The sequence below is a fragment of the Actinacidiphila glaucinigra genome (assembly GCF_900188405.1).
GTDB classification, from domain to species: Bacteria; Actinomycetota; Actinomycetes; order Streptomycetales; family Streptomycetaceae; genus Actinacidiphila; species Actinacidiphila glaucinigra.
Genome location: NZ_FZOF01000019.1, coordinates 126962 through 151372, shown reverse-complemented (window position 1 = coordinate 151372; position 24411 = coordinate 126962). Strand labels below are relative to the sequence as shown.

The 24411-nt window shown below is 74.1% G+C and carries 19 protein-coding genes; 5 read left to right on the top strand and 14 right to left on the bottom strand.

Features of this window, described 5'->3' with window-relative positions; genetic code table 11:
* Positions 1-120 precede the first annotated feature (120 nt).
* The 7 genes from CHF15_RS29650 to CHF15_RS29620 form a co-directional block, all read right to left on the bottom strand.
* Positions 121-1137: an N-acetylglucosamine kinase gene (locus CHF15_RS29650; RefSeq protein WP_245939095.1), complete on the bottom strand. Its 1017-nt coding sequence runs from the start codon at positions 1135-1137 to the stop codon at positions 121-123.
* Complete coding sequence (locus tag CHF15_RS29645; protein WP_089226964.1) at positions 1128-2390, bottom strand: 6-phospho-beta-glucosidase; 1263 nt, start codon at positions 2388-2390, stop codon at positions 1128-1130. The genes CHF15_RS29650 and CHF15_RS29645 overlap by 10 nt, the downstream gene beginning before the upstream one ends.
* Complete coding sequence (locus CHF15_RS29640) at positions 2387-3292, bottom strand: carbohydrate ABC transporter permease (protein ID WP_089226963.1); 906 nt, start codon at positions 3290-3292, stop codon at positions 2387-2389. The genes CHF15_RS29645 and CHF15_RS29640 overlap by 4 nt, the downstream gene beginning before the upstream one ends.
* Positions 3293-3297: 5 nt before the next feature.
* Complete coding sequence (locus CHF15_RS29635; RefSeq protein WP_089226962.1) at positions 3298-4245, bottom strand: carbohydrate ABC transporter permease; 948 nt, start codon at positions 4243-4245, stop codon at positions 3298-3300.
* Positions 4245-5582: an ABC transporter substrate-binding protein gene (locus CHF15_RS29630; RefSeq protein ID WP_089226961.1), complete on the bottom strand. Its 1338-nt coding sequence runs from the start codon at positions 5580-5582 to the stop codon at positions 4245-4247. Before CHF15_RS29630 ends, CHF15_RS29635 begins: the two co-directional genes overlap by 1 nt.
* 115 nt (positions 5583-5697) lie before the next feature.
* The gene (locus CHF15_RS29625; protein WP_089226960.1) at positions 5698-6864 is read right to left on the bottom strand and encodes an ROK family transcriptional regulator; all 1167 of its coding nucleotides are present in this window, start codon (positions 6862-6864) and stop codon (positions 5698-5700) included.
* 324 nt (positions 6865-7188) lie between these two features.
* The gene (locus tag CHF15_RS29620; RefSeq protein WP_089226959.1) at positions 7189-8247 is read right to left on the bottom strand and encodes a mechanosensitive ion channel family protein; all 1059 of its coding nucleotides are present in this window, start codon (positions 8245-8247) and stop codon (positions 7189-7191) included.
* 233 nt (positions 8248-8480) lie between these two features.
* Between CHF15_RS29620 and CHF15_RS29615 the strand changes: the two genes are divergently transcribed.
* On the top strand, positions 8481-9017 hold the full coding sequence (locus tag CHF15_RS29615; RefSeq protein WP_089226958.1) for an HNH endonuclease: 537 nt from the start codon (positions 8481-8483) through the stop codon (positions 9015-9017).
* Positions 9018-9119: 102 nt separating this feature from the next.
* Here the strand turns inward: CHF15_RS29615 and CHF15_RS29610 are convergent, their stop codons facing one another.
* From CHF15_RS29610 to CHF15_RS29595, 4 genes are all read right to left on the bottom strand, one after another.
* Positions 9120-10535: an ABC transporter permease gene (locus tag CHF15_RS29610; RefSeq protein WP_245939094.1), complete on the bottom strand. Its 1416-nt coding sequence runs from the start codon at positions 10533-10535 to the stop codon at positions 9120-9122.
* The gene (locus tag CHF15_RS29605; protein ID WP_089226957.1) at positions 10532-11227 is read right to left on the bottom strand and encodes an ABC transporter ATP-binding protein; all 696 of its coding nucleotides are present in this window, start codon (positions 11225-11227) and stop codon (positions 10532-10534) included. The genes CHF15_RS29610 and CHF15_RS29605 overlap by 4 nt, the downstream gene beginning before the upstream one ends.
* The gene (locus CHF15_RS29600; protein ID WP_089226956.1) at positions 11224-11763 is read right to left on the bottom strand and encodes a PadR family transcriptional regulator; all 540 of its coding nucleotides are present in this window, start codon (positions 11761-11763) and stop codon (positions 11224-11226) included. Before CHF15_RS29600 ends, CHF15_RS29605 begins: the two co-directional genes overlap by 4 nt.
* Before the next feature lie 117 nt (positions 11764-11880).
* Complete coding sequence (locus tag CHF15_RS29595) at positions 11881-15291, bottom strand: beta-N-acetylglucosaminidase domain-containing protein (protein ID WP_089226955.1); 3411 nt, start codon at positions 15289-15291, stop codon at positions 11881-11883.
* Between the two features lie 217 nt (positions 15292-15508).
* On the opposite strand from CHF15_RS29595, the gene pepN reads away from it, so the two are divergent.
* Positions 15509-18079: an aminopeptidase N gene (gene pepN, locus CHF15_RS29590; protein WP_089226954.1), complete on the top strand. Its 2571-nt coding sequence runs from the start codon at positions 15509-15511 to the stop codon at positions 18077-18079.
* Between the two features lie 222 nt (positions 18080-18301).
* Here the strand turns inward: pepN and CHF15_RS29585 are convergent, their stop codons facing one another.
* The 3 genes from CHF15_RS29585 to CHF15_RS29575 all read right to left on the bottom strand — a co-directional run bounded on the left by CHF15_RS29585 (position 18302) and on the right by CHF15_RS29575 (position 22611).
* Positions 18302-18538 carry a hypothetical protein gene (locus tag CHF15_RS29585; protein WP_089226953.1) on the bottom strand — a complete coding sequence of 79 codons (237 nt, stop codon included), beginning with the start codon at positions 18536-18538 and terminating at the stop codon, positions 18302-18304.
* Between the two features lie 49 nt (positions 18539-18587).
* Entirely contained in the window at positions 18588-20672 is a 2085-nt protein-coding gene (malQ, locus tag CHF15_RS29580; RefSeq protein WP_089226952.1) for a 4-alpha-glucanotransferase, read from the bottom strand.
* 514 nt (positions 20673-21186) lie between these two features.
* On the bottom strand, positions 21187-22611 hold the full coding sequence (locus tag CHF15_RS29575) for an amidase (RefSeq protein WP_220093338.1): 1425 nt from the start codon (positions 22609-22611) through the stop codon (positions 21187-21189).
* Between the two features lie 99 nt (positions 22612-22710).
* Here CHF15_RS29575 and CHF15_RS29570 point away from each other — a divergent pair, with 99 nt between their 5' ends.
* From CHF15_RS29570 to CHF15_RS29560, 3 genes are read left to right on the top strand one after another with little or no spacing between them, the layout of a single operon-like run.
* Complete coding sequence (locus CHF15_RS29570; RefSeq protein ID WP_375818754.1) at positions 22711-23235, top strand: sigma-70 family RNA polymerase sigma factor; 525 nt, start codon at positions 22711-22713, stop codon at positions 23233-23235.
* A gap of 2 nt (positions 23236-23237) precedes the next feature.
* On the top strand, positions 23238-23912 hold the full coding sequence (locus CHF15_RS29565; RefSeq protein WP_089226950.1) for a hypothetical protein: 675 nt from the start codon (positions 23238-23240) through the stop codon (positions 23910-23912).
* A gap of 14 nt (positions 23913-23926) precedes the next feature.
* Positions 23927-24391, top strand: a complete 465-nt coding sequence (locus CHF15_RS29560) for a hypothetical protein (RefSeq protein ID WP_089226949.1) — start codon at positions 23927-23929, stop codon at positions 24389-24391.
* The last annotated feature ends 20 nt before the right edge of the window (positions 24392-24411 follow it).

Sequence of the window (24411 nt, the reverse complement as noted above, 5' to 3'; positions counted from 1 at the left end):
GCGTGGATCTTGCCGTCCGACACCGCCCGTCTGCCGCCCGTGGGGTCCCCCCGCGCGCCGCCCGCTCGCAGCTCACCACGCACGGGGGAGTGTGTTCGGTTCCCCCGGCGTGCGCGCCGGTCACGACACGGAGCCCACCGATTCGTAGTGCGCCCGCAGCCGCGCGTGCGCCTCGGCCGCCGCTCCGGTGCGGTCCAGGCCCAGCAGGGCGGCGCCCAGCACCGGCGGGGAGGTGACCACCTTGGGGACGGCCTTCGGCGCCGCAGCGGCCAGCAGGGCGGTCACGGAGTCCATCAACAGGGGGTGACGGGCGGCCAGCACACCGCCTCCGAGGACGACGTCGGCCTCCTCGTCGAGGAGGCCGAGCCGGCGCAGCGCGACCGTGGCCATGACCACGATCTCCTCGGCCTGCCGCTCCACGATCGCCCGGGCGACCGGGTCGCCGTCCTGTGCGGTAGCGAAGAGGACCGGCGTCAGCTCGTGCTTGCGGGAGACCGCGATACGGCCCAGGTGCACCGCCTCGATCAGCGCGTACATCGAGGTCAGCCCGAAGTGCGCGGGGAGCGCGGCGGCGAGCGCGGTGGCGCCGCCGCGGCCGTCCTCGGCGCGCGCCGCCCACCACAGGGCCTCGTCGGCAAGCCCCGCCCCGCCGCCCCAGTCGCCGGAGAGGTGGCCGATGGCCGGGAAGCGGGCCGTACGGCCGTCCGGGAGCATGCCCGCGCAGTTGATGCCGGCCCCGCACACCACGGCGACCCCGCGCGGCCCGTCGACGCCCGCGCGCAGCAGGGCGAAGGTGTCGTTGGCGACGCGGGTGCCCTCGCCCCAGCCGCGGGCGTGGACCGCGAGTTCGAGCTGCTGCTCCTCGACGGGCAGGTCGGCGTTGGCCAGGCACGCGGAGACGTGCCGCACCAGCGGCTCGCCGGGCCGCGGGGACAGGCCGGCGGCGTCCGCGGCCCGCTCCACGATGCGCGCGATCACCTCGACCGCCGCCTCGGTGCCGACGATCTGCGGCTGGAACCCGCCGCCGCGGGCGGTGCCGAGCACCGTCCCGTCGGCGGCGACGAGGGCCACGTCGGTCTTGCTGTTGCCGGCGTCGACGGCGAGCACGCCGTCGGCGACGAGAGGGTTCAGGCCCACGCGAGGTGCTCCCGGTTGTGCGCGATCAGACGGTCGGTCAGGGCCTCGGCGTACTCGTACTGGCCGACGAGGGGGTGCGACAGCAGGGCCTTGAACACCCGGTCGCGGCCGCCGTGCACGGCGGCGGTCAGCGCCAGGTCCTCGTAGGCGGTGACGTTCGCGACCAGACCGCCGAACAGCGGGTCCAGGGGCGGGACGGGCAGCGGGTGCGTCCCGTTCGCGTCCACGGTGGCCGGGACCTCGATGACGGCGTCGTCGGGGAGGAAGGGGAGGGTGCCGTTGTTGAGTGTGTTGACGACCTGGACGTCGCCGGTGTCCCGCAGGAGGGAGGAGGCGAGTGCCACGGCGGCCTCGGAGTAGTAGGCCCCGCCGCGCCGGGAGAGCAGCTCCGGCTTCTCGTCGAGGGTCTCGTCCCCGTACATCTCCAGCAGTTCCGCCTCGATGGCGGCCACCTCTGCGGCCCGGGAGGGCTTGGTCCGCATCTCCCGTACGACCTCGTCGTGGGCGTAGTAGTAGCGCAGGTAGTACGAGGGCACCACGCCCAGCCGGTCCAGCACCGCGCGGGGCAGGTGGAGGTCGCCGGCGATGCCGTCGGCGTGCTCGGCGAGCAGTTTCGGCAGGACGTCCTCGCCCTCGGGGCCGCCGATCCGGACTCCGCGTTCCCAGGTGAGGTGGTTGAGGCCGACGTGGTCCAGGTGGACCTGCTCGGGCGTCACGCCGAGCAGCCCGGCGAACCTGCGCTGGAAGCCGATGGCGACGTTGCACAGCCCGACGGCCCTGTGGCCGGCCTGCAGCAGGGCGCGCGTCACGATGCCGACCGGGTTGGTGAAGTCGATGATCCAGGCATCCGGGGCGGCCCGGCGGACCCGCTCGGCGATGTCCAGAACCACCGGCACCGTGCGCAGCGCCTTGGCGAGGCCGCCCGCGCCGGTGGTCTCCTGGCCGACGCAGCCGCACTCCAGCGGCCAGGCCTCGTCCTGCGCCCGGGCGGCCTGGCCGCCGACGCGCAGCTGCAGCAGTACGGCGTCCGCGCCGGCCACGCCCGCGTCCAGGTCGGAGGTGGTGGTCACGGTGCCGGGGTGGCCTTGCCGGGCGAAGATCCGCCGGGCGAGCCCGCCGACCAGCCGCAGCCGGTCCTCGGCCGGGTCCACCAGGACCAGCTCCTCGATCGGCAGCGTCTCCCGCAACCGTGCGAAACCGTCGATGAGTTCCGGGGTGTACGTGGACCCGCCGCCCACGACCGCCAGCTTCATCCCTTGACTCCCGTCAACGTCACGCCTTCGATGAAGGCCTTTTGCGCGAAGAAGAAGACGACGATCACGGGTGCCATGACCAGCACCGTCGCGGCCATCGTCAAATTCCAGTTGGTGTGGTGGGCGCCCTTGAAGGACTCCAGGCCGTAGCTGAGGGTCCAGGCCGCCGGGTTCTCGCTCGCGTAGATCTGCGGGCCGAAGTAGTCGTTCCAGCAGTAGAAGAACTGGAACAGCGCCACCGCCGCGATGGCCGGCTTCGCCATCGGCAGCACGACACGCAGCATCGTGCGCAGTTCGCCGCAGCCGTCGACCCGGGCCGCGTCCGTGTACTCCTTGGGGATGGTCAGCAGGAACTGCCGCAGCAGGAAGATGCTGAAGGCGTCGCCGAAGGCCATCGGGATGATCAGCGGCCACAGCGTGCCCGACATGTGCAGCTGCTTCGCCCAGAACAGGTACATCGGCACGATGACGACCTGCGGGGGCAGCATCATCGTGGAGATCACGAGCATCATCGACAGGTTGCGGCCGCGGAAGCGGAACTTGGCCAGCGCGTAGGCGACCGGCGTGCTGGAGACGACGGTCAGCACCGTGCCGAGGCCCGCGTACAGCAGGGTGTTGCGCCACCAGGTGAGGAACCCGGGGGTGTCCCAGACGGTGGTGAAGTTGCCCCACTCCCAGGTCCTCGGCCACAGGTCGCGGGTGAGGGCCTGGCTGTCGCTCATCACCGCGGTGAGGAAGACGAAGACGAACGGCAGGACGAAGAAGAGCGCGGCGGCGATGCCGAGGGCGTGCACCGCGATCCAGTGCAGCGCCGCCTTGCGGGCCGCGGCGCGCCGCGCACCGGAGGGGAGACCGGTGGCGGGCGCCGTGGCGGAGGGGGCGAGGGTGGCGTGGGTGGTCATGGGCGTCAGTCCTCCGCCGTCAGGAAGCCGCTGCGGCGGCGCATGAGGAGCGCGGTGAAGGCCATGGCGAGCGCGAAGAGCACGAGGGCGATCACACAGGCCGAGCCGGTGTCGAAGCGCTGGAAGCCGAGGTTGTAGACCAGTTGCGGCAGGGTCAGCGTGGACTTCTCCGGGTAGCCCGGCTCGAACTGCTGGCCGGAGCCGCCGATGACGCCGCTGGCGACCTTCCCCGCGACCAGGGGCTGTGTGTAGTACTGCATCGTCTGGATCACGCCGGTCACGACGGCGAACATCAGGATGGGGGAGATGTTCGGCAGCGTGACGTAGCGGAACCTCGCCCAGGGCCCGGCGCCGTCCAGCTCGGCGGCCTCGTACTGCTCCTTGGGCACGTCGAGCAGCGCGGCCATGAAGATGACCATGAGGTCGCCGATGCCCCACAGCGCCAGCAGCGTGAGGGCCGGCTTGGACCACGTCGGGTCGTTGAACCAGCCGGGCGTCGGCAGTCCGGCCTTGCCCAGCAGGTGGTTGACGGGTCCCGTGCCGGGGTTGAGCAGGAAGGCGAAGGCCATCGTCGCGGCCACCGGCGGGGCCAGGTAGGGCAGGTAGAAGGCGGTGCGGAACAGTCCCGCACCGGTCTTGATCTTCGTGATCAGCAGTCCGATCCCCAGACCGAACACGACCCGCAGGCTGACCATGACCACGACCAGCCACAGGGTGTTGCGCAGCGCCGGCCAGAAGAACGGGTAGTCGTTGAAGACGTACGACCAGTTCCTGACGCCGTTCCAGGTCGGGGCGGCGAACCCGTCGTACTTCATGAAGGAGAAGTAGACGGTCGAGACCAGCGGGTACGCGAAGAAGACGCTGAAGCCGATCAGCCAGGGCGACATGAAGGCGAGGATGCGAAGCGCCTCACGGCGGCGCTTCGCCCTCAGCATCGGGTGGACGGCGCTCATCAACGGGCCTGCGCGATGTCCTTGTCGACCTGCTCGTCGACGCCCTTGAGCCCCGCCGCCAGGTCGCTCTGCTTGCCGGCCTCGTAGGCGTAGCCGAAGTCCTGCAGGGTCAGCTGGTAGGTGCCGCCGTTGACGCTGGCGGGGGTGGTGGTGCTGTTCGGGTTCTGCGCGATCTCCACGAAGGTGCGGAAGAGCGGATCGGCGTCCAGGTCCGGCGACTTGAGCGCGGCGAGCGTGGACGGCACGTTGTGGATGGCGTTGGAGAAGGCCACCACCGCGTCGGTGTCGGTGGCCATGTACTTCACCAGTTCCCAGGCCGCGTTCTTCTTGGCGCTGGTGTTGGCGACGCCGATGATCGTGCCCGACAGGTAGCCCTTGCCGTAGGTGTCGGCCTGGTCGTCCGGCACGGGGAAGGGGGCGACGCCGATCTCGAACTTCGTGCCCGCCTCCTTTGCCATGCCGGCCCGCCACTCCCCGTCGATGGCCATGGCCACCTGGCCGGTGTGGAAGGGGTTCTTGGCGCCCCACTCGTCACCGAAGCCCGACCGGTACTTCTCCAGCTTCTTGAAGCCGCCGAGCGCCTTCACCATGTCCTGCTGCCAGGTGAACATGGCCGCGAAACCGGGGTCCTTGGCGACGTTCGACGTGCCGTCCGCGTCGAAGTACTTCGCGCCCCACTGCGCGGCCAGGTGCGTGGTGGTGGACTCGTAGCCGTGGAAGTTCGGCATGAAGCCGAGCTGGGAGTAGGAGTCGCCCTTGCTCTTGGTGAGCTTGACCGCGTCGGCCTTGAACTCCGAGAGCGTCTTGGGCGGGGAGGCGATCCCGGCGGCCTTGAAGGCGTCCTTGTTGTAGTAGAGGCCGTAGGCGTCGCCGAGCAGCGGCAGCGTGCAGCGCTTCCCCTCGAACTGGGTGTACTCCAGCATCGGCTTGGGGAAGGTGGCGGCCGGGTCGATGCCGGCCTTCTTCAGGAACGGGTCCAGGTCGGCGAAGGCGTTGGACGAGCAGAACTTGCCGACGTTGTCGGTGGTGAAGGAGGAGACGACGTCCGGGGCGTTGGGGCCGCCGGCCCGCAGCGCCTGGTTGATCTTGTCGTCGGTGATGTTGCCCTGCACCTTGACGTGGATGTTGGGGTGGGCCTTCTCGAAGGCCTTGACGTTGGCGTCGATCGCCTTCACCTCGCTGGGCGCGGACCAGCCGTGCCAGAAGGTGATGGTCACGTCCTTGCTGGGGTCGTCGCCTGCGGTGTTGTTGGCGGAGCCTGTGCACGCGCTCGTCAGCAGGGTTATCGCGGCGGCGGCCGCGACGGCGGCCGCGGCCGTCTTGGTGGAACCGGACACTTCGCTTCCTCCGGGGGACTTCGGGCGGTTCGAGGGTGTGCGAGACCGGCGGAGGGACCCGGGGCGGGTCCGTCCGCTGTGTGTGCGGGTGGGTGGGATGGGTGGGCTGTTGCGTTCAGCGGGAGGTGTCGAACACCTCGTCGCGGGTGGTGGCGAGGGCGCTCTGCAGCGCGCCGGACAGGACGGGGTCGTCCGGTACGCCGCCGAGCACCAGCCGGGGCCGGGGCACGGCCAGTTCGGCCAGTTCGGACTGGACCAGGGAGCGCAGCGGCTCCCCGCCCGCGGCGATCACCCCGCCGGCCAGGACGATCAGTCCGGGGTCGAGGACGGTCACCAGCGAGGCCAGCCCGATGGCGAGCCCGGTGGCGAAGCGTCTCAGCAGTTCCGCGTGCGCGCCGTCACCGGTCCCCGCCGCCGCGGCGAGCAGCGCCGAGGCACCCTCGGCCTGCGTCCCCCGCGGTACGGTCAGTCCCAGTTCCCGCGCGATGCGCAGCACCGCGTTGCAGCCGGCCAGTTCCTGGAAACCGCCGGCGTTGGCCTTGGCGACGTGCCGGACCAGGGGCGTCCCGGGCACTGGCATGAAGCCGACCTCGCCGGCGCCGCCGGTCCAGCCGCGGTGCAGCCGGCCGCCGATCACGATGGCCGCGCCGATGCCCTCCTCGTTCCACAGCAGGACGAAGTCGTCGTGGTCCCGGGCCGCGCCGAGCCGCTGCTCGGCGACGGCGGCGAGGTTCACGTCGTTGTCGTACTCCAGGGGGACGGGCAGGGCGGCGGCCAGCTCGTCCAGCAGGGTGGGGGAGTGCCAGCCGGGGAGATGGCTGGCGTAGCGCAGCCGGCCGGTGCTGGGGTCGAAGGCGCCGGGGGTGCCGACGACGATCCGGTGCAGGTCGGTGCGGTGCAGTCCGGCCGCCTTGACCGCGCCGTCGACGGCCTGGACGACCTGCTCGACGGCGCCGCCCTGCCCGCGCCGGCCGCGGCCGGGGGTGGCGAGCTCGAACCCGCCGGCCACCCGGCCGGTGATGTCGGCGACGGCGGCACGGATGCGCTCGGTCGTCACGTCGAGGCCGGCGACGTGCGCGGCCGCGGGGTTGACCGCGTACAGCTGTGCGTTGGGGCCCGGGCGTCCGGCGGTCGTGCCGGTGGCCAGGACCAGCCCGGCCGCCTCCAGGCGGGCGAGCAGCTGGGAGGCGGTGGGCTTCGACAGGCCGGTGAGCTTGCCGATCCGGGTCCGGGAGAGCGGGCCGTGTTCGATGAGCAGGTCGAGCGCGGCACGGTCGTTCATCGCCCGCAGTACGCGCGGTGTGCCGGGGGTGCCAGGTGTGCCTGGGCTTCCGGGGGTACCGGCCACGGTCTCGTCCTCCCTCGTCGTGACGGCTCGCGCCGCAGGCTACGGCACGGGGCTGGTGGGCTGGGTGGGGTCAGAGGGGCGGGTGTGCCCCCTGTTGGTAGTTAGGAAACTTTCCTGTTGGTGAAAGGCAAGGTAGGCGCCCGTAGCCGGAGCGTCAAGGGCGGTTCGCGAGGTCGCCGCCAAAGCGTTACCGGTCGCGCGGGGACACGGAAAAGGGGCGCCGGGCGGTGCCCGGCGCCCCTGGGGGGGCGGCGTTCGCTACTTGAGGGTGCTCGGCTGGGAGGACGCCTGCGCGGGGGTCAGCGGCTGGGCCGCCAGGGCCTGCGGGGAGGCGGGGTTGGCGAGCGCCGACGGCGGGGCGACGGCGGCCGAGGGGTCGGCGGGCTCGTCCTCCTCCACGGCCTGCGGGGTGCCGCCGACGATCGCGATCCCGGCCGCGTCGAAGGCCCGCTTGATCCGCCAGCGCAGCTCCCGGGCGACCGCCGCCGACTTGCCCGGCATGGTCTTGACCTGCGCCTGGATCAGGACCGAGTCGGAGGTCACCGACTCCAGGCCCAGCACCTGGACCGGCTCCCAGAGCACCTCGTCCCACGGCTGGTCCTTGGCCATCGCGGCCGCGGCCTCCTCGATCACCGTGCGGGCCCGGTCCAGGTCCTCCCCGTAGCCGACCTGGACGTCCACCACGGCCGTCGCCCAGCCCTGGCTGAGGTTGCCGATCCGCTTGACCTCGCCGTTGCGGATGTACCAGATCTCGCCGTTGTCGCCGCGCAGCTTGGTCACCCGCAGCCCGACCTCGACCACGGTGCCGCTGGCGACGCCCGCGTCGATGACGTCCCCGACGCCGTACTGGTCCTCCAGGATCATGAAGACGCCGGAGAGGAAGTCGGTCACCAGGTTCCGCGCGCCGAAGCCGATGGCCACACCGGCCACACCCGCGCTGGCCAGCAGCGGAGCCAGGTTGATCTTCAGTACGGACAGCACGGTCAGCGCCGCCGTCCCCATGATCACGAACGAGGCCACGCTGCGCAGCACCGAGCCGATCGCCTCGCTGCGCTGCCGCCGCCGCTCGGCGTTGACCAGCAGTCCGCCCAGCGCGCTCGTCGCCGCGACCTCGGCGCCGCGGTTCATGCGCTCGATGAACTTGGTGATCATGCGGCGGACCACCGACCGCAGCACCAGCGCGATCACCAGGATCAGCAGGATGCGCAGCCCGGCGGACAGCCAGTCCGCCCAGTTCTGGCTGATGTAGTCGGCGGCGTCGGTAGCGCTCTTCTGGGCGTCGTCGATCGTCGTGGCGGTGGACGGCGATGGGGGCACGGGCGGAAACCTCCGGGTTGGGCAGGCTTCCCACACTAACGGGGGAGGCGATGTGTCCCGTTGTGCTGTTCGAGCGCGACGTGCGGTGATTCAGGGCATGTAGAGGGGGTGTGGTTGAAAACACCCTCGCTCCGTTACCCGGTCATGGTGGCGCCGTGACCGGGCTTCCGGAGAGACTGTGGGCAGATCGTCCCGGCGCGAGCCACGCGCCGCCGGCGTAAAAGGAGGCACCCGTGCCGCATGTCCTGGTCCTCAACGCGTCGTACGAGCCGCTCGGCGTCGTACCGCTCCGCCGCGCGCTCATCCTCGTGCTGAACAAGAAGGCCGTGTGCCTCGAGGAATCCGGCGCCTATATGCACAGCGCGACCTGTACTGTCCCCGCCCCGAGTGTCGTCAAGCTCACCAAGTTCGTCCGAGTCCCCTTTCGCGGCCCCGTGCCCCTGACCCGGCGGGCGCTGTTCGCCCGGGACGGCGGCCGGTGCGCGTACTGCGGAGCCGTCGCAACCAGCGTCGACCACGTGATCCCGCGCAGCCGCGGAGGCCAGCACACGTGGGACAACGTGGTCGCGGCATGCCGCAGGTGCAACCATCTCAAGGCCGACCGCCATGTCGCCGAGCTCGGCTGGCGGATGCGCCACCAACCCGCCCCGCCGTCGGGCCTCGCCTGGCGGATCATCGGGACGGGGCATAGGGACCCGCGCTGGCTGCCATACCTGCAGCCATTCGGCGCGGAGGACGCCATGGCCCGGATCGACGGCATATCCGCCTGAGACCGGGCCTTCGTGTTGTCCTGAACCGTCCCGGACCGGGCTCAGGGCCCCGGACCGCACCCCCGTGCCGGTCCGGGGCCCCTCTCCGCGCCCCGCGCGCCGCTACTCGTAGCGCAGCTGCGCCGGGTGGACGCTGTAGCGCAGCAGCGGCAGTGAGGCGGCCGTGGCCAGCAGGGACGCGGCCAGCAGACCGCCCGCGAGCAGCGCGGCCTCCAGCAGGGGACGCGCGCTCCACGCCCGGGCGACCAGAAACGGGCCCGTGACCGCCAGGCCGCAGGCCGCACTGAGCACGATCGCCGGTGCCAGGGGCAGCGCGGTCTCCAGCAGCACCGCCCGGCGCAGCACCTTCCGCGGGGTCCCGGCCGCGGCCAGTGCAGCCAGCGTCCGGCGCCGGGCCGTCAGCGACTCGGCGACGCTCACCGCCAGCCCGCTGATGGTGACGGCGACGCCGATGAGCAGCGCGAGCCCGGCCAGGTTGTACCCGCCGACGTAGAAGGCGAGGTCGGGGTGGTGCTCGGGCTCGGCCCGCAGCGCGTCGAGGGCCACCCGCCGTACGGTGAGGTACCCCACCCCGATCAGGGCCGCGAGCATCACCGCCGTGTGCGCCCGGGACGCCGCCCACGGGTCCGCCCGCAGCCGCTTGCCGGCGATCATCAGGGCCGGGCGGCCGGACCGCGAGGCCAGCCGCCCCATGGCGGCGGCCATCCCGGCGGAGCTGGTCAGCAGCCCGAAGAGGTACAGGGGCAGGACGAGGCCCGTGGCCGCGAAGAACGGCGTGTCGGGGCCGAGCTTCCTGGACATCGCCATCAGCAGGAGCCCGGTGGCCGCCAGCAGGGCCAGCGGGCCCGGCAGCAGCCTGACCCTGCGGAAGCGCCGCGGGCGGCGCCGCCGCACGGCCGCCCCCAGCGGATCGGTGGCCGCCCGACGCAGGGTGAACCACGCCTCCAGGGTCGCCAGCAGGGGCAGGCCCAGCACCACCGCGAGGAACGCCGCCCACGGCACCGGTACGTCGGTCGGCCAGGTCAGGGCACGCTGCTGCGGGCCGCCGTCCCCGCCGCCGGCTTGCTGACCCGCGTGCAGGACCAGCCGCAGCGCCAGGAAGCCGGTCAGACCCGCCAGCGACCCGACGCCGCACGCGGCGGCCGTCTCCAGGGCGCCGATCCGCCGGACCTGGCGCGGGGTGGCCCCGGCCAGCCGCAGCGCGGCGAACCGCCGCTCGCGCTGCAGGGCGCCGATCCGTGTGCACTGCCCGACGAAGGCCAGCACCGGCACGATGAGCAGCAGCAGGGCCGTGATCACCCCCGGCCGCAGGCCGCCCTCGTTGAGCAGGCCGTTGGTGTACGAGGGAGGCCCGCCCCCGTACCGGGTGCCGATCACCGCCACGACCGCGGCCGCGAGCGCGAAGCCCGTTCCCAGGGCCGCGCCCAGCCCGGTCAGCGCGAGGCGCCACCGCTCGCTGCGCGGGGAGCCGCGCAGCATGGCCCAGGCCAGGAGGGCGTCCGAGCGCAGCGCGCTCACCGGGTCACCTCCGCGGCGGGCTCGTCCTCGGTCTCGACGACGCCGTCCCGGACGGTCGCCTCACGGTCCGCGTACGCCGCGATCTGGGCGTCGTGGGTGACGAGCAGCACGGAGGTGCCGGACTCGCGGGCGGCGTGGACGAGGGCGGTCATGACCTGCTCGCCGGCCAGGGAGTCCAGGGCACCGGTCGGCTCGTCCGCGAAGACCGCCTTGGGCGCGGTGACCATGGCGCGGGCCAGGGCGACGCGCTGGCCCTGGCCGCCGGACATCTCACCGGGGCGCAGTCCTGCCTGGCCGAGGACGCCGAAGCGCTCCAGCCAGGTGCCGGCGCTCTTGTGGGCCGCGGCGCGCGAGGTCCCGGCCAGCAGCAGCGGCAGGGCCACGTTGTCGAGGGCGGTCAGTTCGCCGACCAACTGCCCGAACTGGAAGACGACGCCGAAGTCGGTGCGCCGCAGGGTGGAGCGGCGGTTCTCGCCCGCCTGGTCGAGGCGCTCGGCGCCGTAGCGGACCTCGCCCTCGTCGGGCCGGACGATCCCCGCCATGCAGTGCAGCAGGGTGGACTTCCCGCTGCCGCTCGGTCCGGTGACGGCCAGCACCTCCCCGGGCAGCAGGCGCAGCGAGGCGCCGCGCAACGCGTCGGTGGTGCCGTACCGCTTGACGAGGCCGCGGGCCTCGATCAGAGGTGTCGTCATGCTGAGGTGACCTCCTCGGCCAGTGCGCCGAGGCGCTGCGCGGCGTTGTCCATCCAGCGCAGGTCGGCGTCGAGATGGGTGAGGGCGTAGTCGGCGGAGAGCACGGCCGACAGCGGGGCGCCGGCCACGGTCTTCACGGCGGTGAGCTCGCGCATCCGCGCGAGGTGGGCGGCGCGCTGGAGGCGCAGGAAGGCGGCCGGGTCGCCGAAGCCGGAGGCGATGATCGCCGTGACCTTGGCGAAGATCTCGTTGGCCGCGCTGACGGGCGCGGGCGGTACGGGTTCGCCGAGCCAGGTCCGCAGGGTCAGCGAGCCCCGCTCGGTGAGCCGGTAGGTGGTGCGCTCCGGGCCGCCGTCGCTCTCCGTGGCGTCGACCTCGGCGAGGCCGTCGCGCACCAGGCGCTGCAGGCTCGTGTAGACCTGTCCGTACGCGAGGGGGCGGGCTTCGGGGAAGCGTTCGTCGTGCCGCCGCTTGAGGTCGTAGCCGTGGCCCGGACCGGCGGCGAGCAGACCCAGCAGGACGTTGCCGGTGCTCATGCGACGTCCCCCCTTCTATTCACTCAATACATGTACTGAGTGAATAGTGACACCCGCGCGTCCGTAGCGCAACGGCCCCCGGAGGGCGGCGGGTTGGGAAGGGCGGACGGTGCCGGGTCAGCCGGTGACGGCGTACGCCTGCATCGAGTACAGCGAGTAGCCGTACTTGGTGCCGCGCTCCAGCCCCTGCACGCGGATGAAGCGCGCGTCGGACGGGGCCTCCAGCCGTACGGACTCGGTGCCGCCGCGGCCGTCGGAGACCACCGCCGCGGTGTGCCAGCTCTGCCCGTCGGCCGAGGTCAGGACCGTGTAGCGGGAGGCGTACGCGTCCTGCCAGCGCAGCACGACCCGGCCGACCCTGGTGGCCCGCGGCAGTTCGGCCTGCACCCAGGCGTCGTCCTGCACCGGAGAGGACCAGCGGGTCGCGGGGTCGCCGTCGGTCAGCGCCGAGGCCGGGAAGTCCGCCGTCTCGTCGCCGGAGGAGGTGGCCGGGGCGCCCGCTGCGAGGTCCGGGCCACCGGTGCGCGGATAGGCGTGCACGGTGACGGTCTGCCGCACGGTGCGGCCCTCGGCGCGGAACGCCAGCGGCACCTCGTACACGCCGGGCACGCCGTCCACGGGCAGGGAGAGCCGCACCGGCACCACGACCTTGCCGCCGCGCGGCAGTTCGACCTCACCGGGTGTCACGGCCTCGACGCCCTTCGGGGCCTCGGCGGTCAGCGACACCGTGGCCGCCGAGGGCGAGGCGTCGGTCAGCTCCGCCGTGACGGTCGCGGGGGCGCCGCCGAGTTCGAGGTCGGTCTCCGTGCGGTCCAGCGTCATCCGGGCCGCGGGCCGGTCCGCGTACCAGGGCACGACTTCGTGCACGACCGGCGGGTGGGCCCCCGCCGAGGGGGTGACCCGGACCGCCTCGGCCCGCAGGCCCTGCGCGGGCAGTTCGGTCCAGCCGCCGCCCAGCGCACCGAGCCGGCGCCAGCCCTGGCCGGGCACCCGCACCTCCACCGACCCCGCGGCCCCCGGCCCGGTGTCGGTGAGCACGGTCAGCGCCTCCAGCGGGCGGGCCGAGCCGTACTCCAGGGTCAGCCCTTCGGCGGGCACGCGGACGGTGGTCGTGGCGTCGCCGTCGGAGGCCGCCAGGGCCGAGGGGTCGGCCGCGTAGACACCGGAGGCGCCGTCGTCCTCCGTGGTGACGGTGAACTCCCGTACCGACACGGCGTTCTCCTGCGGCGCGGTCGCGCGCAGCCGCACGTACCGGGCCCGGGTGCCCTCGGGCAGCCGCGCGGTCACCGTGCGGTCGTCGTTCACCGTGGCGGCGGTCCGCCAGCCGCCCTCGTCGCCCGCCGAGTACTCCAGCACCGCTTCGCGCAGGTAGTCGTCGCGCTCGGGGCCGGGCTGCTCGGCGCCCATGGCGACGCGCACGCTGTGGATCGTGCGGGTGGCGCCCAGGTCGACCCCGAAGGTGTCGTCCCGCTGCGGCGGGGCGTCGCTGGCCCAGGCGGTGCCGTCCTTGCCGTCGGTCATCAGCGACAGGTCGGTGGAACGCGCCGAGCCCAGGGTGGCGGTGGCCTTGCGGCCTGCGGTGCGCACGCCGGTCCACGCGTCCGCCGTGGCGAGCGACTTGGCCAGGAACGGGTCGAGCACCCCGTGGCCCACGGTCGCCGGGCTGTTCGCTATCCGCCGGCGGGCGCGCTCCAGCGCCAGGCGGTCCTTCCACGCCCCGGTGCCGTCGCCGGCGCGCAACGCGACCAGCATGTCGACGGCGTGCTCGCCCGCCGAGCCGTACCGGGCCAGCTGGCTCAGCCACGGCCGCACCTCGCCGCCGAAGGAACCGCCCGCCAGTCCGTCCAGGCGCTCGGGGGCGCCGCGCATCGTGGTGAACGCCTCGCGCAGCCGGGCGGCCGCCTTCTCCACCCGTTCCCGGCCGCCGCCGGCATAGGCGTCCAGGAACTCCGCGATGAGCGGCCGAAGATACGCCGACTCACCCTCGTCCAGCGCCGAGGAGGCCTGGTTGCCCGCCAGTGCGTGCAGCGCGTCGCGCGCCCCGGGTTCGGGGCCCGCCAGGTCGTCGATCGCGGCGCGCCAGGAGGCCGCGCGGTCGTATCCGCGCGGGTTCCACGCGTAGTCGGCCACGGTGAACAGCGCGATCCGGGACGCGGCGGGCTGGCGCATCGCCGTGGCCAGCAGACCCGCCGAGGCGGTCGCGACCGCGGGCTCGCGCCCGGTGTAGGGGCCGAGGAAGATCCGGTCCTCGGCGAAGTCGTTGACCGGGTAGTTGTCCATCGTCAGCAGCGGGTGCTGCAGCGCCGCCCGCGCGTCGGCGACCTGCCGCCCGGTGATCTCCCCCGGGACGACGCCGACGCCCGTCCACGCCACCTCGACCCCCGGGTCGAGCACCCGGGCCAGCTCGCGGCGGAACTCGGTGGCGCCGTCCTGGTAGTACTCCGTCGGCAGCAGCGACAGCGGTACGACGGCCCCGTGGCGCTCCGCCAGGTGGGCGGCGAGCACGCCGGCCACGTCGGCCTGCGCCCGGGCCGCCGCCTCGGGGCCGTTGCCGTAGGCGTCCGCGTCGGCGTCGCAGTGCCACTCGCTGTAGCTCACGTCCTGGAACTGCAGCTGGAAGGCGCGGAATCCCAGGGCCCACATCGCGTCGGCCTTGCGCAGCAGCGCCCTGCGGTCCTCCCGCGAGGAGAAGCACAGGGCCTGGCCCGGCGACAGGGCCCACGCCGGCGTCACATGGTTGGCCCGGGCCCGCTCGGACAGTTCGCGGAACTCCGCGCGGCGCTCGGCGGGGTAGGGCTCGCGCCAGCGTTCCTGGCGGTAGGGGTCGTCGCCGGGGGCGTACAGGTAGCGGTTCTGCTTGGTGCGGCCGAGGAAGTCCAGCTGGGCGAGCCGCTGCTCCCGGGTCCACGGTTCGCCGTAGAAGCTCTCGGCGACGCCGCGCGTCGCGGCCGCGGGCCAGTCGCGGACGACGACGCCCGGCAGGCCCTCGGCGGTCGTCAACTGGCGCAGCGTCTGCGCCGCGTGGAACAGCCCGTCCTCGCCCGCCCCGTCCAGCGCCACGACGTCGCGGCCGCCGGTGCGGCCCACGGCCAGCCGGTAGCCGCCGGAGGGCAGGTCCCCGATGGGAGCCGCGCCCAGGGCGCGCAGCGCGGAGTCGGCCGGTGCGCCGCCGGCGTACACCACCAGCCCGCGCGGCTTCGCCGCGTCCTCGTGGAGCGTGGTCACGCCCGCGCCGCGCAGGATCGCGCGGAGGGCGGAAAGGGCGTAGGGGTCGGTCCCGGGCCCGGCGACGAGGGTCGCGGTGTCCGGCACGGCGACGGCGGCACCGCGATGGCGCAGCGACTGCGGCCGGGGGTGGACGGCGGGTGCGGTGCTTGCCGCCGCGGTGTCGTCCGCGGCGCCGGGCGCCGTCGCCGGGGTGACGGGCGGGGCGGCCAGGGCGGCCGGCGCGGTGCCGAGCACCCCGCCGACGACGGCGGCGACGAGCGCTGCCGTGTGGGTCGCGGCGGTTCTCCTGCCCGGGGTCATGGTCCGACAGCCCATCACCCGCACGGAGGGCGTGTCAACGTGCGGACGCGCCCCTTCCGCCCCCTGCCCGTGCCCCTTTCGCCCCCTGCCCGCGCCCCGTACCGCCGGTAGCCGGCGGCGGCCGGGGACACGACCCGCCCGTCGAGGGAAAACCCCCGGCCGTTCCACCCCCGCCGCGTGCGAGGATGGCCGAAAACCCGACGAAGGAGACGGACACGTGCCCGGCACCAACCTCACACGTGAGGAGGCGCGGCAGCGAGCGCGCCTGCTCACCGTGGACGCGTACGACATCGAGCTCGACCTGAGCGGGGCGCAGGAGGGCGGCACCTTCCGGTCGGTGACCACGGTGCGCTTCGACTCCGCCGAGGCGGGTGCCTCGACCTTCATCGACCTGGTCGCCCCCACGGTCCACGAGGTGGTGCTCAACGGCACCGCGCTGGACCCGGCCGAGGTCTTCGCGGACAGCCGCATCGCCCTGCCGTCGCTGCAGGCCGGCGCCAACGAGCTGCGGGTCGTCGCGGACGCGGCGTACACCAACACCGGCGAGGGCCTGCACCGCTTCGTCGACCCGGTCGACAAGCAGGCCTACCTCTACACCCAGTTCGAGGTCCCGGACGCCCGCCGGGTCTTCACCTGCTTCGAGCAGCCCGACCTCAAGGCGACCTTCACCTTCACCGTGAAGGCCCCGGCCGGATGGACGGTCGTCTCCAACTCCCCGACCCCGGAGCCGGCCGGCAACGTTTGGAGCTTCGCGCCCACCCCGCGCATCTCCACGTACATCACCGCCCTGATCGCCGGCCCGTACCACGCCGTGCACAGCACCTGGGAGGGCGAGGGCGGCCGCAGCGTGCCGCTGGGCCTGTACTGCCGTCCGTCGCTGGCGGAGTTCCTCGACGCCGACGCCATCTTCGCGGTCACCCGGCAGGGCTTCGACTGGTTCGAGGAGAAGTTCGACTTCCCCTACCCCTTCGCCAAGTACGACCAGCTCTTCGTGCCGGAGTTCAACGCCGGCGCCATGGAGAACGCGGGCGCGGTCACCATCCGCGACCAGTACGTCTTCCGCTCCAAGGTGACCGACGCGGCCTACGAGGTGCGCGCCGAGACGATCCTCCACGAGCTGGCCCACATGTGGTTCGGCGACCTGGTCACCATGGAGTGGTGGAACGACCTGTGGCTGAACGAGTCGTTCGCCACCTACACCTCCATCGCCTGCCAGGCCTACGCGCCCGGCAGCAAGTGGCCGCACTCCTGGACGACCTTCGCCAACTCCATGAAGACCTGGGCGTACCGGCAGGACCAGCTGCCGTCCACCCACCCGATCATGGCGGAGATCAACGACCTGCAGGACGTCCAGGTCAACTTCGACGGCATCACCTACGCCAAGGGCGCCTCCGTCCTGAAGCAGCTGGTGGCCTACGTCGGCATGGACGCGTTCTTCACCGGCGTCCAGGCGTACTTCAAGCGCCACGCCTGGAAGAACACCCGCCTGACCGACCTGCTGTCCGCCCTGGAGGAGACCTCCGGCCGCGACCTGAAGACCTGGTCGAAGAAGTGGCTGGAGACCGCGGGCATCAACATCCTCCGCCCGGAGATCGAGACCGCCGCCGACGGCACGATCACCTCCTTCGCCGTGCGCCAGGAGGCCCCGGCGCTGCCGGCCGGCGCCAAGGGCGAGTCGATCCTGCGGCCGCACCGCATCGCGGTCGGCGCGTACGAACTCCAGGACGGCAAGCTGGTCCGCGTCCAGCGCGTCGAGCTGGACGTCGACGGCGAGCTGACGTCGGTGCCCGAGCTGACCGGAGTGAAGCGCCCGGCGGTCGTGCTGCTCAACGACGACGACCTGTCGTACGCCAAGGTGCGGCTCGACGAGGTCTCGCTGGCCACCGTCCGCGAGCACCTCGGCGACTTCACCGAGTCCCTGCCGCGCGCCCTGGTGTGGGCCTCCGCGTGGGACATGACGCGCGACGGCGAACTCGCCACCCGCGACTACCTGGAGCTGGTGCTCTCCGGCATCGGCAAGGAGTCCGACATCGGCGTCGTGCAGTCCCTGCACCGCCAGGTGAAGACGGCGCTGGAGCTGTACGCCGCGCCCGAGTGGCGGGAGACCGGCCTCGCCCGGTGGACCGAGGCGACCCTGGAGCACCTGCGCGCGGCCGCGCCGGGCGGCGACCACCAGCTCGCCTGGGCCCGCGCGTTCGCCGCGACGGCGCGCACCAAGGAGCAGCTGGACCTGATCGCCGGGCTGCTCGGCGGCACGGAGACGATCGAGGGCCTCGCCGTCGACACCGAGCTGCGCTGGTCCCTGCTGGAGCGGCTGGCCGCGACCGGCCGTGCCGACGAGGAGGCCATCGCCGCCGAGCTCGGCCGGGACGCCACGGCGGCCGGCGAGCGGCACGCGGCCACCGCCCGGGCGGCGCGTCCGACGGCCGAGGCGAAGGCCGAGGCGTGGGCCTCGGTCGTCGAGGCGGAGACGCTCACCAACGCCGTCCAGGAGGCGGTCATCGGGGGCTTCTCCGAGCCGGACCAGCGCGAGCTGCTGGCGCCGTACACGCAGCGGTACTTCGCGGCGGTCTCGGACGTGTTCTCCTCGCGCAGCCACGAGATGGCCCAGCAGATCATCGTCGGCCTCTACCCGGCGCTCCAGGTGTCCCAGGACACCCTGGACGCCACCGACGCCTGGCTCGCGGCGGCCGATCCGGCGCCCGCGCTGCGGCGCATGGTGACGGAGTGCCGTGCCGGGGTCGAGCGCGCCCTCAAGGCCCGCGCCGCGGACGCGGCGGCCGGCTGATCCGCAGCCGCACCGGAGAGGCCCCCCGCGGCGTCACGCCGCGGGGGGCCTCGCGCTTTCCGCGCTCCGGAGGCGTGGCGGGACCACTGCGCCGTTCGGGGGAGCCCCGCGCACTGCCGCGGCACCGGTCGCCGCCGACGTACGGGCGTACGGGCCGGCGAGGGGAACGCCTGAAGCCGGGCCGCGGTACTCCGCGGCCCGTTCAGCGAGGTGGGTAGAGGATCAGCTCTGGGTCTTGCGGGACTTGTCGGTCGCGACGACCAGGCCCGCGATGACCAGGAACAGGACGATCGGCAGGACGAGGTAGAGGCCGAGCGTCTCGACCACGCTCAGACCGGGACCCGGGTCGTCGCCGTCGTCGCGAGTGTTCGCGAACGCAGGGGACGACATCAGCAGCATCAGCGCCGTGCCGGCCGTGACGGCACCGGCGCGCAGGGCGTTCTTGTTGAGCTTGTCCACGGTCTCAAAGTAGCGAACGCTCCCGCGGCCCGCGCGCCCGGGGGTGGTCTCAGGGTCCGTGGGGCCCCGCCATCGCCGTCCGCACCTCGTGCGCCAGCGCGTGCAGCCGCGGCGAGGCCGTCAGCTGCTCCAGGGTGAGCGGGCGTCCCTCCGCGTCCGCGACCGGCAGCCGCCAGTTGGGGTACTGGTCCCAGGTGCCCGGCAGGTTCTGCGGGCGGCGGTCGCCGACCCCGTCCGGCAGCCACACACCGACCATCCGGGCCGGCGTGCGCGCCAGGAAGCGGTGGACGGCCTTCACGACGGCCTCCTCGTCGCGGGCGCCCTCCGGCAGCATGCCCAGCCGGCCGAGCAGCGCCAGCCACTCCGCGACCTCCACCGCGTCCTCGGCCTGCTCCACCTCCAGCGGCCGGGTCAGCAGCCCCAGCCGGTGCCGCAGAACGACGTGCTCCCCGGTCAGCCGGGCCGCCGTCGTGGGCAGGTCGTGGGTGGTGACCGTCGCCAGCGCGTCCGCCCGCCAGGCCGCGGGCGGCAGCGGTCTGGCGCGCGCGGAGCCGTGCGCCCCCTCCCAGTCCCGCTCGAACCAGAGCACCGACGTGCCGAGGATGCCCCGGTCGGCCAGCTCCTCGCGGACGCCCGGCTCGACCGTGCCGAGGTCCTCCCCTATGACCACGGCACCGGCGCGCTGCGCCTCCAGCGCGAGGATCCCGAGCATCGCCTCGGCGTCGTAACGGACGTACGCACCCTGCGTCGGCGGCTCGCCCTCCGGCACCCACCACAGGCGGAAGAGCCCCATCACATGGTCGATGCGCAGGCCTCCCGCGTGCCGCAGCACATTGCGCAGCAGGTCGCGGTAGGGGGCGTACCCCGTGGCGGCCAGGGCGTCCGGGCGCCACGGCGGCAGGCCCCAGTCCTGGCCGTGGGCGTTGAAGGCGTCCGGCGGCGCGCCGACCGACATCCCGTGGGCGAGGGCGTCCTGCAGCGCCCAGGCGTCGGAACCGGAGGGGTGCACCCCGACCGCGAGGTCGTGGACGACGCCGACCGCCATGCCCGCGTCCCGCGCCGCACGCTGCGCCGCGGCCAGCTGGGCGTCCGTCAGCCAGGCGAGCCAGCAGTGGAAGTCGACCTGGTCCAGCCGCTCGCCGCGGAGCCGCGCGACCTGCCCCGAGCGCGGGTCGCGCAGCCCCGCCGGCCAGCGGCGCCAGTCCGGGCCGTGCAGCTCGGCCAGCATCGACCAGGTGGCGTGGTCGTCCAGCGCCTGCCCCTGGTCCGCGAGGAAGTCGCAGTACGCGGCCCGCCGCCCCGGCGACAGCGGCACCCTGCGGACCAGCGCGAGCGCCTCGCGCTTGAGCTCCCACACGGCGTCACGGTCGATCAGGGCGTCCTTCAGCAGCACCGAGTCGCGCAGCACGGCCGCCTTGCGCAGCAGGTCCGCGGCGCGGTCGCGGTCGTCGGGGCCCAGGTAGGCGAACTCGGGGATCTCCTCCACCCGCAGGTACACCGGGTCGGGGAAGCGCCGGGAGGAGGGACGGTAGGGCGAGGGGTCCGTGGGATGCCCGGGCACGGCCACGTGCAGCGGATTGACCTGCAGGAAGCCCGCGTGCAGCGCCCGGCCCGTCCAGGCCGCGAGGTCCGCGAGGTCGCCGAGGTCGCCCATGCCCCAGGACCGCGAGGACAGCACGGAGTACAGCTGCGCCATGAAGCCCAGGACCCGTTCCGGCGGGCCGGGCAGCCGTTCCGGGGCCACGACGAGCTGTGCCTGCGCGGTGCGCCCGTCGGGGGCCTGCGCGCGCAGCACGTGCCGCCCCACGGGCAGGGGCGCGCCGCCGTCCCAGGAGGTCTCGGTGCCGTCCTCCGTCGTCAGCCGCAGCACGGTGCCCTCGGGCAGCCGGTGCCCGAGCGGACGGCCGGTCCGCAGGACGACGCTGCGGGGGAGCAGCCGGCGCCCGGCACGGTGCTCGTGCTCCGCCAGCGCGTTCCGTACCGCCGCCGGGGTCGAGGCGTCGACGCCGAGCGCGGCCAGCACCGCCACGACCGTCCCGTCCGGCACGCGCACCTCGCGGTCCGGCGACGGGCGGTAGGTGACGTCCACGCCGTGCAGCGCGGCGAGTCTGTCCCGGTCGGCGGCTTCGGTCATGGGATGCCCTCCCGGGGCGTCATCGCGGGCGCGGGTTCTCCGGACAGCCTCAGCCATACCCACTGCGTGGCGGCGCAGTCGCATTCCGTGCACGCGCTCCCACCCAGGAGTGGCGGCACGTCGTGATCCTGTGTTGTGCCGCGAAGCCGCCGGGGGACCCCCATCCCGGGGACGGTCGGTGCGGGTCCGCGCGCGGTTCGGTGGGTGGGCCGGGGGCGGCTCCGACCAACGGCCGGAGAGGGGTGACAGGGCGCTCCGGGGTTGCCCCGAGTGCCTCACTCACCCCCCACCGGCCGTTATGCCCCCCATACGACCGGAGGGGGTGTGGCGGGGTGCCCCCGCAGGGGGCGAGCGGGGAACCCGGCGCCGAATGATGTGGGCGTAGACCGCGAGCCCCGAAGTGGGGGTCCCCCCGGCCGAAGGCCGGGGGGAGGGCGGGAGGGCGGATGATGCCCGCCGCAGGCGCAACAAAGCCGCACACGAACAACCGGGCCGCACCCAGGTCCGCCAACGCTCACCCGAACGGCAGGTCGAACGCGCGAGCGGTACGCGCCAGCCAGGGAGACGCGGCCTCCAACTGGGCGGCGAGGGCGAGCAGGGAGCCCTCCTCGCCGTGCCGGGCGCCGAGCATCATGCCGATGGGCAGCCCCGCCGGGGACCACTCCAGCGGCAGCGACACCGCGGGCAGCCCGGCGATGTTCCAGGGCGCGGTGAAGGGCGTGAACGCCAGTTGCGCCGCGAAGTCGGCCTCCGGGTCGGCGTCGTCGCGCAGGGCACCCACCGGGGCGGGGAGCTGCGCCAGCGTCGGGGTGAGCACCGCGTCGTACGGCTCGGCGGCCTCGGCCAGTTTGCGGCCCACGCCCTGCATCACCCCCAGCGTGCGGGCGTAGTCGAGCCCGCCGACGTCCTGCCCCTGGGCGCGCAGCCAGCGGGTGAGCGGCAGCAGCTCCCGTTCCCGTTCCGGCGCCACGGGGGTCAGCGCGGCCAGCACGGCCCACACCGGGGTGAACGCGTCGCGGTCGCCGGGGGCGAGCGGCTGCGGCACGTCCACGACCTCGTGCCCGAGCCCGGCCAGCAGCGCCGAGGTGCGCTCGTACGCCGCCAGCACCTGCGGGTCGACCTGCACGCCCGCGACGTCCGGCACCGCCCAGCGGGCGATCCGCAGCCGCCGCGGTTCGTGCTCGCACCACCGCAGGAACGAACGCTCCGGCGGCGGCAGCCGGAAGGGGTCGCCCGGCGCGGGCACCGCCAGTACGTCGAGCAGGGCCGCGGTGTCCCGGACCGTGCGCGCGATGGGGCCGTTGACGGCCAGTCCGCTTCCGTCGCCCCAGGGCGCGGGGCTCACCCGGCCCCGGCTCGGCTTCAGCCCGACGACCCCGCAGCAGCTCGCCGGGATGCGGATCGAGCCGCCCCCGTCGCTGCCGTGCGCCGCCGCCGCCAGCCCGGCCGCCACGGCCGCGGCCGCGCCCCCGCTGCTGCCGCCGGCGCCGCGCGCGAGGTCGTACGGGGTGCGGGCCGGCGGGCCCGCGGCGCTCTCGGTGTAGGCGGGGAGCCCGAACTCCGGGGTGCTGGTCTTCCCGGTCAGGACGGTCCCGGCGTCCCTCAGCAGCCGGACGAGGTACGCGTCCCGGTCGGCGACCCGGTCGGCGAAGACCGCCGACCCGGAGGTGAAGCGCACCCCGGCGACCGGCGTCAGGTCCTTCACCGGTACCGGTACGCCGAGCAGCGGCGGGAGCGGCCCGCCCTCCTTGAGCACGCGTTCGGCGCGCCGCGCGTCCTCCAGGGCGCGTTCGGGCGTGACGGTCAGATAGGCCCCGAGCGCCGGGTCGAGCCGCTCGATCCGGGCGAGGTAGTGGGCCGTCAGCTCCACGGGCGACAGTTCGCCCGCCCGGACGGCCGCGGCCTGTTCCAGCATCGTCAGTTCATGAGGGGCGGACACACCGCCAGGGTAGGACCTGGCCCCGGAGCGCAGGAGGGGTGAACGTTTTCCCCCGCTGCCGCGTCATAGGGGAAATCGCGGAAGGGGTGGGGTGTGGCGCTGCTGAGACGGAGGTCCCGGCCGGGGGAAGGGGACGACCCCCTCGCGCCGGAGCACCTCGACCGGGTACGGGCCGTGCTGGCGCTCGGCGGGGTCCCGGCGGGCGACCTGCCGGACGGGGTGCAGCAGGTGCGGCTGAAGCTGCTGGAGCACCGGGCGGGCGGCCGCGAGCCGCTGCGGGACCCGGGGGCGTGGGCGGCCGTCGCCGCGTCCAACGTGGCGATGGACTGGCACCGTTCGCGACGCCGGCAGGAGCGGCTCGGCGAACGCCTGGCGGCCCTGACCCCCCGGGACGAGGCCGGGCACGGCGGGGGAGAGGCGCATGTGCTGGCGCTGGCGGTCGCCGACGGGCTCCAGGAACTCCCGCCGCGGCAGCGGCAGGTGCTGACGCTGCGCTTCTACGCCGACCTGCCCGTGGCGGAGATCGCCGCGGCGCTCGGCGTCCCGGAGGGCACGGTCAAGAGCCGGCTGCACGCCGCCGTCCGCGCGCTGCGCGGCCGGCTGCACACGAAGGAGGTGGTGTGACGATGAGCGGGAACGAGCAGGGCGCGGGCGAGGCGGACGCGGCGCTGGCGGCCGCCCTCGCGGACGTGCCGCCGGACGGCGCCGCGGGCGGGGAGGAGTACGCCGCCGCGCGCGCCGACGTGGACCTGCTGCGCACCCAGGTGCGGCTGATCGGCGACGCCCTCGCCGCGCGGCCCGCCCCGCCCGCGCAGCGCCGCCCCCGCGGGCGCAGGGCGCTCGCGTGGTGCCTGGCCGCCGTCGTGGCGGGTGTGGTGGGGATCGGCGGGGTCGTCCTGGCGCGGAACGCCGCCCTGGGCGGGGACTCGGCGGCGGGCGACGCGAAGCTCACGGCGGAGGGCGTCGTCGCCTGCGCGAGCGACATCGCCGAGGGCACCGTGCGCGAGGTGACGCCCACCGGAGAACCGGGGGACCTGCGTGTGGTGATGGACGTGGACCGCCGCCTCAAGCCCGCCGGGGGCGCTCCCCGGCTGGCGTTCACGATCCACATCGACGACGACCACGACGACGTGGCCCCGCCTCCCGAACCCGGGTCCCGCGTCCTGGTGATGGTCTCCGTCCTCCCGGGGGAGCCGGTGGACCTGTACGAGGGCGCCGAGGACATCGCCTCCGCCCGCGCCTGGATGGAGAGGGCACTCACGGCCTCCCGGGAGCTGCCGTGCGAGAGCGACACCGCATGAGGGGAGCACAGGACATGGGACGCAGGACGGGACCGGCCCTCGCCGTGGCGGCGCTGCTCGCGCTCGCCGCGCTCGCCGGCTGCGGGGCCGGCGGCGGCGAGGCCGAATCCGACTCGGTCCGCAGCACCGACGCGGAAGTGCTGGCCTGCACCGAACTCGTCGCCGAGGGAACGGTGCTGCGGGTGACGCCGGGGGAGGCAGCGGACCGCGTGTCGGTGCGGATGGAGGTGGACCGCTACCTCAAGGGCGGGCACGGGGACCGCCGGCTGACCTTCCCCGTCGACCGTGACGAGGAGGGGGAGCCCGAGATGGCCGTGGGGAGCCGTGTGCTCATCAGGGTCGGGCTGCGGCCCTGGGGCTCCACCTTCGTCCACCAGGGCGAGGACATCGCCCGGACGCGGGAGTGGGTGGAGCGGGCGCTGCCCCGTTCACGCTCGCTGCGCTGCGGGGAGCAGGAGTACGAGTGGCGGCAGAGCTGAAGGGGCGGGCGCTCCGGGGA

What these genes read in the sequence shown, in the direction of transcription:
- CHF15_RS29645 (WP_089226964.1), bottom strand. Translation starts at nt 2,390, where the DNA reads ATGAAGCTGGCGGTCGTGGGCGGCGGGTCCACGTACACCCCGGAACTC.
- CHF15_RS29640 (WP_089226963.1), bottom strand. Translation starts at nt 3,292, where the DNA reads ATGACCACCCACGCCACCCTCGCCCCCTCCGCCACGGCGCCCGCCACC.
- CHF15_RS29635 (WP_089226962.1), bottom strand. Translation starts at nt 4,245, where the DNA reads ATGAGCGCCGTCCACCCGATGCTGAGGGCGAAGCGCCGCCGTGAGGCG.
- CHF15_RS29625 (WP_089226960.1), bottom strand. Translation starts at nt 6,864, where the DNA reads ATGAACGACCGTGCCGCGCTCGACCTGCTCATCGAACACGGCCCGCTC.
- CHF15_RS29605 (WP_089226957.1), bottom strand. Translation starts at nt 11,227, where the DNA reads ATGACGACACCTCTGATCGAGGCCCGCGGCCTCGTCAAGCGGTACGGC.
- CHF15_RS29600 (WP_089226956.1), bottom strand. Translation starts at nt 11,763, where the DNA reads ATGAGCACCGGCAACGTCCTGCTGGGTCTGCTCGCCGCCGGTCCGGGC.
- CHF15_RS29595 (WP_089226955.1), bottom strand. Translation starts at nt 15,291, where the DNA reads ATGACCCCGGGCAGGAGAACCGCCGCGACCCACACGGCAGCGCTCGTC.
- malQ (WP_089226952.1), bottom strand. Translation starts at nt 20,672, where the DNA reads ATGACCGAAGCCGCCGACCGGGACAGACTCGCCGCGCTGCACGGCGTG.
- CHF15_RS29565 (WP_089226950.1), top strand. Translation starts at nt 23,238, where the DNA reads ATGAGCGGGAACGAGCAGGGCGCGGGCGAGGCGGACGCGGCGCTGGCG.
- CHF15_RS29560 (WP_089226949.1), top strand. Translation starts at nt 23,927, where the DNA reads ATGGGACGCAGGACGGGACCGGCCCTCGCCGTGGCGGCGCTGCTCGCG.